The 12837-nt window shown below is 37.7% G+C and carries 7 protein-coding genes; 6 read left to right on the forward strand and 1 reads right to left on the reverse strand.

Translation table 11 applies throughout. The features are described 5' to 3' along the window. Positions 1-3: 3 nt before the first annotated feature. The 6 genes from ligA to H0486_RS05555 all read left to right on the forward strand — a co-directional run bounded on the left by ligA (position 4) and on the right by H0486_RS05555 (position 11266). Positions 4-2001: an NAD-dependent DNA ligase LigA gene (gene ligA, locus H0486_RS05530; protein WP_228352046.1), complete on the forward strand. Its 1998-nt coding sequence runs from the start codon at positions 4-6 to the stop codon at positions 1999-2001. A gap of 148 nt (positions 2002-2149) precedes the next feature. Continuing rightward, positions 2150-3055, forward strand: coding sequence for a homoserine O-acetyltransferase MetA (gene metA / locus H0486_RS05535; protein WP_228352047.1), 906 nt, complete (start codon positions 2150-2152; stop codon positions 3053-3055). 689 nt (positions 3056-3744) lie between these two features. Next, positions 3745-4878 carry a carbohydrate-binding domain-containing protein gene (locus H0486_RS05540; RefSeq protein WP_228352048.1) on the forward strand — a complete coding sequence of 378 codons (1134 nt, stop codon included), beginning with the start codon at positions 3745-3747 and terminating at the stop codon, positions 4876-4878. Beyond that, positions 4808-5974, forward strand: a complete 1167-nt coding sequence (locus H0486_RS05545) for an Ig-like domain-containing protein (RefSeq protein WP_228352049.1) — start codon at positions 4808-4810, stop codon at positions 5972-5974. Before H0486_RS05540 ends, H0486_RS05545 begins: the two co-directional genes overlap by 71 nt. A gap of 196 nt (positions 5975-6170) precedes the next feature. Continuing rightward, positions 6171-9326: a CBM35 domain-containing protein gene (locus H0486_RS05550; protein WP_228352050.1), complete on the forward strand. Its 3156-nt coding sequence runs from the start codon at positions 6171-6173 to the stop codon at positions 9324-9326. A 533-nt stretch (positions 9327-9859) separates the two neighbouring features. After that, positions 9860-11266, forward strand: coding sequence for a bifunctional diguanylate cyclase/phosphodiesterase (locus H0486_RS05555; RefSeq protein WP_228352051.1), 1407 nt, complete (start codon positions 9860-9862; stop codon positions 11264-11266). Here the strand turns inward: H0486_RS05555 and H0486_RS05560 are convergent. Further along, a complete protein-coding gene (locus H0486_RS05560) occupies positions 11259-12836 on the reverse strand; it encodes a putative polysaccharide biosynthesis protein (protein ID WP_228352052.1) in 1578 nt (525 codons plus the stop codon). The two genes, H0486_RS05555 and H0486_RS05560, sit on opposite strands and share 8 nt — an antisense overlap. Position 12837: the final 1 nt, after the last annotated feature.

Consider the following 12837-nt stretch of genomic DNA (forward strand, 5'->3'; position numbering starts at 1 on the left):
GTCATGGATATCAGGCAGGAAATAGAGCAATTACGAAAAGAATTGGAATATCACAATGATCGATATTACAATCAGGATGATCCTGAAATATCGGATTATGAGTATGATCAGCTTTCTTTACGTCTTAGAACATTAGAGAAAGAGCATCCCGAATTGGCGGATAGTAATTCTCCGACGCAGAAAGTAGGCGGAAAAGCGAAAAGAGAAGCAGGAGTACTGGTTAAACATAATGTTCCTATGTTGAGTCTGCAGGATGTCTTTGAGAAGGAAGAGGTATATAGTTTTGTAGAAAAGATCAAAAAGGAACGAAGCGATGCAGTATTTGTGGTGGAGAAGAAAATAGATGGGCTATCCGTTTCCCTGAGATATGATAATGGCAATCTGATCAAGGGCGTTACCCGTGGGGACGGAGTAAATTATGGAGAGGATGTAACAGCCAATGTTAAGATGATAAAGGATGTGAAAGTAAAGCTTAAGGATGCTGTACCCTATATAGAAATCCGGGGCGAGGTCTACATGAAAAATGCGGACTTTGCTGCAGTTAATGAGAAGCTGGAGGCAGAGGGGAAGAAGCTTTTTGCGAATCCTAGAAATTGCTCAGCGGGGACACTTCGACAACTGGATCCGGAGGTGGTTAAGGAGCGTAAGCTCTCACTCTTTGTATTCAATGTACAGGACGTTAGTGGTATTACCTTCCGAACACATTCAGAAAGCCTGGAATGGTTAAAGAACCAAGGAATTAAGGTGATCGAAGGATATCGATTATGCCGGTCGGCTGATGAGGTGTGGGAAGCAATTTGTGAAATCGGTGAATCCCGTGGCAATTTACCCTATGATATCGATGGAGCAGTCGTAAAGGTTGATAATCTGGAGGACCGTGAATACTTTGGAACCACCTCGAAGGTACCCAAGTGGGCAATCGCTTATAAATATCCACCGGAAGAAAAGGAGACAGTTGTTAAAGAAATCAGATTATCGGTTGGGAGAACAGGCAGAATAACTCCAACTGCCATATTCGAACCAATTCGACTGTGCGGTACGAACGTAGAACGTGCTACCTTGCATAACCAGGACCGTATTAATGAACTTGATGTTAGAATAGGTGATACGATAATCGTAAGAAAAGCGGGAGAGATCATTCCCGAAGTATTATCAGTGGTAAAATCAAAACGTCCGGAAGGAACCGTTCCTTACCATATATCATCCACCTGTCCCAGCTGTGGAGCAGCAACTATTCGTGATGAAAATACAGCGGATACCAGATGTACGAATTTGAATTGCCCTGCACAGCTAAGCCAGCACATTATCAACTTTGTGGGGCGTAATGCAATGGATATCAAAGGTTTTGGTGAAGCCTATATTGAAGTCTTAATAAAAGAAGGATATATCAAAGACATTGCAGATATCTACTATCTTAAGAACTATCGAGATGAACTGATTGAAAAAGGACTAATTGGAAAAGAAAAAAATACGGATAAGCTGCTTAAGGCAATCGAGGATAGCAAATCCAACGATCTAGACCGTTTAATTACAGGACTTGGTATTAAGAATATTGGAAAGCAGGCTGGAGCGGAGCTGAAGAAGCATTTTCGATCAATGCATGATCTGATGAATGCTACCTATGAGGAGCTGGTTGCTATCAATGATGTGGGTGACATCAGTGCCAGAGCTATCGTAGAATTCTTTTCCTCTGAAGTAAATAAAAACATATTGGAACGTTTAGAACAGGCAGGAATGAACTTCTATTCCTCACAGGATTCCATAGCAGATCAGCGCTTTGCCGGACAAACCTTTGTGATCACAGGTACTTTACCCAGTATGGGAAGAAGCGAGATGGAAGAATTGGTGAAACAACATGGAGGTAAGGTTGCAGGAAGTGTATCGAAGAAAACTACATTCGTAATCACCGGTGAGAATGCTGGAAGTAAACTGACAAAGGCTCAGGAGTTAGGTATTCCGGTTTTGAGCGAAGAAGATATGTTGAAAAAAATCAGTGAATAAGTAATTGCCTCATACAATATAATCAACCTATTCAGGATATTTTGTATTTACAGCAAGTTGATATTATTTCCAGATTGTTGATTGATTTATTGTTTTTTTCATGATATGATAGGTACTATTATTAATGACTAAGAGATGGTGATGAAAAATGCCGATTAAAGTTCAAAGCGATTTACCTGCTAAAAGAATCCTCGAGGACGAGAATATATTCATAATGGATGAAACTAGAGCGATGCACCAGGACATCCGACCTTTACAAATAGCCATCCTAAACCTGATGCCAATAAAGGAGGATACTGAGGTTCAGTTGCTTCGTAGTCTGTCGAATACACCGTTGCAGGTGGATATCACATTCTTGACAACAGGATCCTATGTTGGAACACATACACCTACAAGCCATTTGGACCAGTTTTACCTTACCTATGAGGATGTGAAAAACCGCAAGTTTGATGGACTGATTATTACAGGTGCGCCGGTCGAGTTAATGGAATTCGAGGAAGTAACCTACTGGGATGAGCTTGTGAAAATTATGGAATGGTCAAAAGCCAATGTAATCTCAACACTCCATATTTGCTGGGGAGCTCAGGCAGGATTATATTATCATTATGGAATTAAGAAAAAAATACTTGATAAAAAAATGTTTGGCATCTTTGAACATAGGGTGTTGAAAAGAAGAGTTCCCTTTGTAAGAGGCTTTGATGATGTCTTTTATGCACCCCATTCCCGTTATACAACAGTGGACCGGGAAGACATATTACAATGCAGTGAGCTTTCTATCCTGGCGGAATCGGATGAAGCAGGTGTATTTATCGTAATTGATCAGAATGAAAAGATGATATTTGTAATGGGTCATCCTGAGTACGACCGTATTTCCCTGGATAAAGAATATAAGCGAGATATTGCCAAAGGATTGGATATTGCTTTACCCAAGAACTATTATCCAGAAAACCAGCCGGAATCCCGACCGAATTTGGTATGGAGAGCCCATGCGAATGCAATGTATACAAATTGGTTGAATTACTACGTATACCAAGTTACTCCTTACGAGTTGTAAAGAAAAGCTTGGAAACACCGCATTTATAAGCTTTGCAGCGATTTATTGGAATATTCTATAGTGTTATAAATTGATGCAAAATCCTACATATACTTAAGTAATTGGAGTGAAATGGGAGTAAATTAAGAGAAGCATTGGAGTAAAGTAAGATGTGGTAAAAGACCCTGCTAATAATGATGAATAGTTAAAAAAGGAGAGGCAGTAGTTGTCCTCTCCTTAATTATTATGTATGCTTACTTATTTTTAAGCTTCGCTAAAATACGTATTGAGTAAATTAAAATCCTTTTTTTAATCGTCGCTGATAATTCATCCAAAAGCTCAGGCATTCTAATACACCTTACTATTTAAACTTACGGCAAGCTGCAATACTTCTTAATGACAGCTGAACTGTAACGGACAGTGTGGTCTGTTTTATAGATGTTTACAATAAAAAAATGTTATAAAATGTATCTATAATTGTTTCAAAATAATCGGGCATTAACGAAGGTTATTGTATAGTAAATTGATAAGTGTGCGTTTGCAAGTGATTCTCATAAGAAATTAATAGGAAATTTGAGGAGTGAAAAGTTTAAAAGATTAATTCTAAAAAAGCTAATAAAAAATCACGAAAATTTTAGTAGCAAGAGTAATTGAAATTGAGATGGAGAATAATCTGTCAAATTTATATGAAAATAGGAGGTGTAAATAGTATGAAGAAGCAAATTATTAGTATTATTGTATGTATTGCTTTCGTTTTTACTATATTGCCAATACCAGTGTATGCAGCAGAAGATTCGCAGGAGTTCTATAATGAAAGTAATGCTGAAAGTAGTCACGAAACCATAAGTGATGAAAATCAAACAAATAATGATGCAACATATGATAATGAAGTTAATTCTATTAATCCTAATAACAATAATACTGATCCCAGCAATCCTGATAACAGCAATTTTAATGACATCAATCTTAACAACAGTAATTCTGCTCCTTCGACAGAACAATCAGAAAATAGCACCAAAAATGATGAAGGCTACACTGAAAATGTTACAAATGAGATTACAGAAGAATTACCATTATTACAGAATTTTGCACAACTACAGAGCTTACAAGAAATTGTGTCAAGTAGTGTGGAGGGGAGTTTCACTATCCTAGGCGGAATTGAAGGTATAAATTATACTTATAATGGAGCGGAAGTAGTAATAAAAAATGGAGCGGATCTTACTATTTTTAATACTAATTCGGATACGGAAATATTCGATACTAATACTTCTATCATAATTGCTAACAATGCAAATGCGAAACTTACACTTGCAGGTGTACGAATAAGCTTAAATAGCAACTCACCAATTGCAGTTAGAGATGGAGCACAATTAACATTAACATTACAAGAAAACACAGTAAATCAACTAATATCTAATAATAGCGGTTGTGGTATTGAGGTTGCAGGTACCGCTACACTTATCATTGAAGGAGAGGGTTCCTTAATTTGTAATGGTGCTATGTACTATGCAGGTATTGGTGGCGCATACATGAATAATGCAGGTATAATCAAAATAAAAAGTGGAATTGTTACCGCTACTGCTGGGAATTTTGCTGCAGGTATCGGCGGCGCACCATATGGAACTGTTGATACAATAGAAATATATGGTGGCACAATTGCTGCAAACGGTGGATTATATGCAGCTGGAATTGGTTCTGGATATCCTGTTGAAGGTGGAACCATAAGAATTAGTGGAGGAGATATAACTGCAACCGGCTCAATGGGCAGTGCAATTGGAGGTAGTTTTAAAAGAGGTGCCTCGTTACGATGGAAGTATTGGAGGCAGCCCAGGTGGTTCTACTAAAATAGATACTACAAAACCTGATGCTGGAACGCCGATCATCAAAGATGACAGCAATAAATCCGGTTGGGAAGCAATCAAGGAGCTGATCAGACAGTCTCAGACCGGTGATACGGTAACGATTGATATGAACGGTGCCTTGATTGTACCGAAGGATGTTTTTGACACCATCAAAGGAAAGGATCTCACCGTTGTTTTTGAATTGGGAGAGGGAATCTCTTGGAGCATTAATGGGCAGAGTATCACGGATGATAACCTGAAGGATATTAACTTGGGCGTAACAGTGGATACAGAGGTCATACCGGAGAAGCTTATCAATGAGGTAGCGAAAGAACAGATTTATCGAAATATTAGCCTGTCCCATAATGGCAGTTTTGGATTTGATGCAGTACTTACCATCAATATGGATAAGAAGAACGCAGGGCAATATGTACAACTGTTCTATTATAATATGTCAACAGGGCAACTGGAGCTACAATACATAGCGAAGGTAAATGAGAATGGTTCGGTACAATGCAATTTCACACATGCCTCTGATTATGTTATGGTATTTAGCAAAGTGCCTATGTATGAGAAAGCAGTAGAGCAGATTGCAATCAGTACGGATAAAGGGACTCTCTATATTGGAGGAACGAAAAATAAAAGCATGAACCTAAAGCCGGAGCTTCCGGATTATCTGAAAGAGATTACAGAAGAGGATCGCTCTCAAATTGTCATTACTTATAAGTCCAGCAATCCAAAAGTGGCAACCGTTACCTCCGCCGGGAAAATCAAGGCGAGGAAGGTTGGGAAAACAACTATTACAACACAGGTTACGGTTGGCGGAATAAAGAAAAGCTTTAAGACAACGATTACAGTTAAAGAGGCATATATAAAACTGACCAAGAGTACAGACGCATTGTTGAAAGGAAAATCCTATACCTTTAAGGCAGAAGGTTATGGAGTGGATACAAAGGATATCACGTTTTTCACCTCCAATAAGGCCACAATAACCATTAATAAAAACACCGGTAAAGCAGTGGCAAAGTCAATCGGAACAGGTTATATCATAGCCAGAGCTGGTAATATAGAAAAGAAAATAAAAGTAGAAGTAAAATAGTATTACTTATAATCGTTTAGACAATGAATACTCTAGACAGGAAGAAGATACTGCCAAATCGGTTCAGTGGTTTGGCAGTATCTTTGTTATCGTTTAGAAACCAATCTAGGTATAATTCATTAATTGACTCAACTAATTGGCTTTGGTAATATAGAACTGTCAAAATAAACCATATTTTGTCGAAAGGGGATTAAGAATGAAAAATAATGAAATGAGAAATCGATTATTTAAGCTTCATGCAAAGTTCTTGTTTATTTTCGGCTTAGTATACTTATTCTTTGCATTCGTAAAAGCAGAAGAAGTGTATGCTTCAGAAACAAGTGTAACATCCGATCATAAACCAGTTACGTATTATGTGTCTCCTAATGGTTCCGATGATGAGAAAAATAAAGGAACTTCGATCGACACTCCGTTTAAGACAATCGGCAAGGTAGCAAAACTTGTGAAACCAGGAGATACGGTATATCTTAGGGAAGGGGTATATCATGAGGCTCCGGAAATAACAATTAGTGGAGAAAGTGGTAAGCCTATAACTTGGGAGTGCTATCAGAATGAAAAAGTAATAATTGACGGATCAGATCGTGAATGTAACCGAGCGGCATATGGAGCCCTTGCACATCAACTCACTATTCGATGTGCTTACAATATTTTCAAAGGTTTTTCAGTAATAAATGGTCCAAGCCATGGAATTCATGATCATGAAACAGCACATGATAATACATATATAGATATCGAATCCAGTAACCATAATGGTAAGGGATTTTATATTGATGGATATAACAATACATTCATCCGTTGCGTATCGAGCTATAATTTTGATTTTCAAGGTTTACCCAATGATACGGGATATGATAATCCGGGAGAACATGGGGATGGCTTTGGCCTGATCGGGAAAAGTAATACATTAATTGAATGTGTTGCCTATAATAACTCCGATGATGGTTATGATACTTATAATGGTGGATATAATGAGTTTCGAAAATGTGTTGCCTATGAGAACGGTACATCGAATGGGTGTAGCATTCGTGCGTCATTGGTTCCATGGCAGTCGAAGTATGGCAAATTCTTAGGAGATGGGAATGGCTTCAAGTTAGGGAATGGACCATATAATATAGTGATTCAATGCATCTCCTATAAAAATACGCGCGATGGTTTTTCGACAAATGGTGGAATAGGAAATATACTTATTAATTGTACGGCTTATGATAACTTGCCTAACTATAATCTATATAAGAATTATAATACAGCAATCAATTGTCTGTCCTATCCTAATGTATTTGATATTCCTGAAATTGGCATCAAAACGATTAATCAAGAGGTTGAAAATTATACGAAACAATACACCAATTCATGGAATAGTACACTACAGCCAGAAGTTCAGGTTACGGCTAATGACTTTCTGAGTCTGGATCCTAGTAGTCCAAACTTCTTAAAGTTATCACCGAATAGTAAACTAGTTAATTCCGGAACCGCATTATCGAGTATCGATTTATCGAATGAATTAGATGGAAGAGAAATCGTAGTGGAAGGTATGATTGGACAGCCTGACATTGGAGCTTATGAATGTGACTTACCGATATCAAAGAATCTGCCTGTTATTTCAAATATTAAAGTTGAGGCAGTCACAACCAATGAAGCAACTATAACATGGAATACGAATCGAATAACAAAATCCAAAATTGAGTATGGTACATCAGATCTATTTGGTCAATCAACTTCTTACACAGGAGAATACAAAAAAGAATTTTCGCAGAAGTTGACGAATTTAAAACCGGATACCGTGTATTATTTCAGAATCGTTAGTACGGATAATAATGGGGTGCAGGGCATATCGGATGTTTTCGCCTTTACGACAGATTTCATAACGCCTGAAAAACCTGCCAATACAGTGATCTACGAAGCGGAAGCAGGTCTATTAGAAAATGGAGCACGAATATCAAGAGAATTTAATAACTATTCAGGTGATGGATTTGTATGTGGTTTTGGAAATGATGGAGCCAAAGTTTCCTTCAAAGTAAATGTACCGGTAGCCGCGGATTATAAAATATTTATTCGATATGCCAATGCGAGCGAAGCTGAAAAAAGCTTAAGTATTTATGTGAACGGAACTGACGTACAACAGACATTTCTGCCAAAGCAGTCCAGCTGGAGGCGTTGGGTTGATAAAGAAGAGATAATTCATTTAAATGCAGGTGAAAATATAGTATCGTTGGTAAGAGATCCTGATGATGGAGGTTGCTGTAATATTGATTTTATCGCGATTGATACGAGTATTAAGGATTACAAAGCTCCTGCTATCACCGAAATTACAACGAATATAGTTTCTGAGGAAGAAATAGAGGTTAACTGGAGTACCGATGAAAACAGCTATTCTTATATAGAATATGGAGAAACTTCCTATTATGGATATGTAACTGATCAAAATAAGATAATTACGACTCAGCACTCAGTGAGAATAACAGACTTAACACCGGGTACAACGTATTACTATCGAATCATTAGTAAGGATGCAGAGGGTAATACATCCTGCTCTGAGGAATTAACGTTTACAACGAAGGAAAAAGTCATTGTGGAGACGAGATATGAGGCAGAGGCTGCAACATTAACCGGAGGTGCACGTAAAGCCTACGATCATGAGGGGTATTCAGGAAGTGGATTTGTATGTGGTTACGGAAATGATGGTGCAGACACGGAGTTTACAGTCAAAGCAACAAGCGCGGGACTGTATCGTTTATGTATTCGATATGCGAATGCAAGTGGTTCTGATAAAAGTTTAAGTATCTATGTAAACGGTGTTGATGTGAAACAGACAATATTTGCAAAAATGTCTGCATGGAATCAATGGGCAGATTGTTACGAGATTATCGAATTGAAGGAAGGTATTAATACTATTTCTTTACGACGTGATCTGGAAGATGGAGGCTGTTGCAACATAGACTATATAGAAGTAAATCCACTTGTTGATATAAAGATAGAAGCAGAGGATGCACAATTAAGCGGAGGTGCATTTGTAGCGAATGACTTACCAGGCTATTCTGGTGATTACTTTGTATGCGGTTATGGTAACGAAGGAGCAGAAACTAGCTTTGATGTAAACATCCCTATGAATGGAGAATATACCGTAGTCTTACAATATGCCAATGCAAGTGAAAATGATAAGACATTAAGCGTATATGTGAATGGAGTAGATGTGCAGCAGGTCATGTTATATAGGACAGCAAACTGGATGACGGTAAGTAAAGTATATATGACGTTGCAATTAAAGGCAGGAGATAATAAAATAGCATTTCGTAGAGATCCAGATGACGGAGGGACATGTAACCTGGATTATATCATCATACAATCAAAATAATCAGACTACTATTGCTTAAGTGAAGTATTATTATATCACAGCCAGTACAAATACCTGCTAAAATCTTCTTGTGCTCATGTATACTTCTAACTAATTTTACAAGTAAGTTTTTATTTTTTGATTTATCAATTTCGCTCCCCAGTTAATATAAAAATATCAATATCTTTTTCATCAACTTCGTTAAGATTTAATGATGCTAAAATCGTGATTCCTTCACTGGTTAATATTTCTTTGTCTCCGTCGGTAGCAATAATTACATCATTTTTTGTATTAAGTGGCGAAGCCCTTTTGTGACGAAGAAGACAATGAATCAAATAAATGTAAATTGAAATTGATTTCCCTGTCTTTATTATAGTATAATAATAAAGACACACTGATTTCATTAGACCTTTTTTTGATAATATAACGGAGCTGTATCTCTTCCTTCCTGTACCATATGTCCATATATTGTTGTACAACCTGGTATTGGGAAGTAATATAGAACGGTTTATCACTTTGTTGCTTATATCAGTGTATAGGCTGGGGGGCATATTATGAAACTGATTGAAATTCTAAATAATTATTCGATCGTTTTTTTGACATTGATAATTATCATTATTAGTGCCTGTATTATTATTTTGACATTTAATCTATATAACCGTTTGAAAAGCAGGAAAGAGACTACACGAGCAACGGTAGAATTAAATAAAATCACAAATAATATTCGTGCAGGATTGGTTCATTTCATTCTTGAGGATGATTGTAGAATTATTTATGCCAGTAAGGGCTTCTATGAATTGCTTGGCTATGATGAAGCCGAGGATGTATCGAAGAAAACGGTAACCTTGTCCCAATATGTTGATGTCAAAGATAAATACTTTTATCGTAACATAAGGGAACAACTGTCCAATGAAATGATACGATGTGAGATTCGTATGATTACCAAGAGTGGAGCCATACTATATGGATTGATGTATGGTAGCAGTACGACGGGACATGATGGAAAGCATACCATATCGGTTGTATTGGTAGATATTACAGAACAAAAGCAGATGCAGGAGCTTATCCTCCTGGAGGGAGAGCGCTATCGAATTGCAGCAGAGCTCTCAAAGGATGTTCTTTTTGAGTATCATATCCGCAATGATGAGATGATCTATAACGAGAGAATGAAAGACTTATTCGGTATTAGTACGAATCAACCAGATTTTATTAAGAACTACACTATGCGAAGGGATATTATACATCCTGATGACTGGGGTATTTTTCTGGAGCTGTGCCAGGAACTAGCCGAGGGAAAGAGTATCATAGAGGCTGAATTTCGTATGAAAGACCGTCTTGGTGAATTTATATGGTGCCAGCTTATGGGAAAAACTATTTTCGATGACGATAAGAGACCAATCCGAGTGATTGGTAAGCTGGTTAATGTAGATGCTCAGAAAAGGGAATTGGAAGCTTTAGAGTTCAAGGCAACCAGAGATCCGCTAACCGGAGTATATAACAAAGAAGTTACCATCAAAAAGATTGATAAATTCATATCTGGCAATAAAAACGGCAAACACATGCTGATGTTTATTGACTTTGATAATTTTAAAAGCATCAATGACACATACGGACATTTGCAGGGTGATAAAGTTTTAAGCTTTGTTATAAGTAAGATTAAGTCTATTTTTTCCGAAGGAGAGATAATAGGCCGAATTGGCGGAGATGAGTTCGTAGTATTTTCAGGAAACATCAAAGACATTGAAGATGTTATGTATCGCGCTGAGATACTAAGGAATGCTCTGGATACGACCTATGTTTCTAATATGAAAACAATACCAATCTCAGGTAGCATTGGTATTGCCATATATCCGGAAGCCGGACTTCATTATGAGCAATTAATGGATCGTGCCGATCAAGCACTGTATCGTGTGAAAGAGCAGGGAAAGAATAATTTTATGCTTTACACACCGACTACTTGAGATCCTTTTTGGACACGCCTCCGGTGATAATTAATAAACCAACACTGATGACGCACAACAAGAAGCAGAAGATTAGTAATAATACTACTTCCTTTAGTTTCGTCATCTTTTTTACGTAATCATAGCTTTCCTTGAGAAGAAAGCCAGATAAAGCAACCACCAGCCCTGGCTTGACAAGAGAGTTAACAGAATCCAGGTTGAAAGAAATGTTCTTCATTACAGCAGCGATATCCAAAGTGGTTATAATTAACTGCCCGATCAGAAGAGATATCAGATAACCGTTGATGCCCTTAGCTGGGATTAAAAAAATAATTAATAGAATTTTGCATAGAGTACCTACGACAGAATTAAAAAAGGTAATATGAGCCTTTCCTAGTCCGTTGATAATACTTCCCAAGGTAGTAGTCAGGTATATAAATGGGCAGAGCCATGCAAGAATCATTAAATAATGTCCGGCTGAATCGTTATGAAACACCGCATTGCCAAGATCTCTGCCAAATAGAATAAATACTCCGGTGCTTATAATACCGATGATCAGGCTGTACTTTATCGAGACAGTGGTAGTCTTGCCTATCAGTTTATCATTATTTACGGCTTGAGCCTCCGATATTGTTGGAAGAAGCAGAACTGCCAGAGCATTGGTAATTGCGGTCGGAAACATGATAAAGGGAATGGACATACCATTTAGGATACCAAAGGTAATTAAGGAATCCTGGGTGCTGAGTCCATATCTTCGGAGCAAGGTGGGAATCATGATGGACTCTATGCTATGCAGCAGGCTTATAAGCAGCCGGTTTGCGGATAGTGGGACTGCCAGATTTAGCAGACTCTTTATAATTTGTTTACGTGCTGTTGTGACAGCATTGGGGTCCGGACCGTTCAGTATTAATTCTGAGGGCGATTTTGTGATAAATAAGGAAAATAAATTGTATAAACAAGAAGCAATTTCACCAATTACAATACCGAGTACTGCCAGTTCACAGGTAATCTTAATATTACCTTCCCCCAGTTTAAGAGCAACCAGATATACGATCAGGACACGAATAATCTGCTCTAGTAGTTGAGTGGAAGCCGGTACGCCGGCTTTTTTTAGTCCGTAATAATATCCATTGGTACAGGAAGTAATAGCGCAGAAGGGAAATACAAGGGCTAATATCTTAAGGGAATCGCTGCTTCGCATTTCCAATAAAAAATGTCTCGCAATGAAATCGGCTTTCACATATACAAGTAAGGATAACACAATTGCCATTGAGACAGAAAGAACCAGACCGATTCGTAGAATTCTTGTAGCATTCTTTGGATTGCGTTTTGCCAGTTCGGCAGAAACTAATCTGGAAATCGAGGTTTGAATGCCGGTTGCATAGATTGTGAAGCATATGGTATATACCGGAAATATCAATTGATAGATACCAAGTAGTTCCGCATCCATGGCGTTAGATAAAAAAATACGATAAAAGAAACCAATAAAGCGGGTAATAAATCCAGCCATGGTTAGAATTATGGTTCCTTTTAGTATATTGATTCGATTCATTCGACTAATTTCTTGTACGGTTAACACCTTTTTGCTCATA

This window comes from Variimorphobacter saccharofermentans (assembly GCF_014174405.1).
Taxonomy (GTDB): Bacteria; Bacillota; Clostridia; order Lachnospirales; family Lachnospiraceae; genus Mobilitalea; species Mobilitalea saccharofermentans.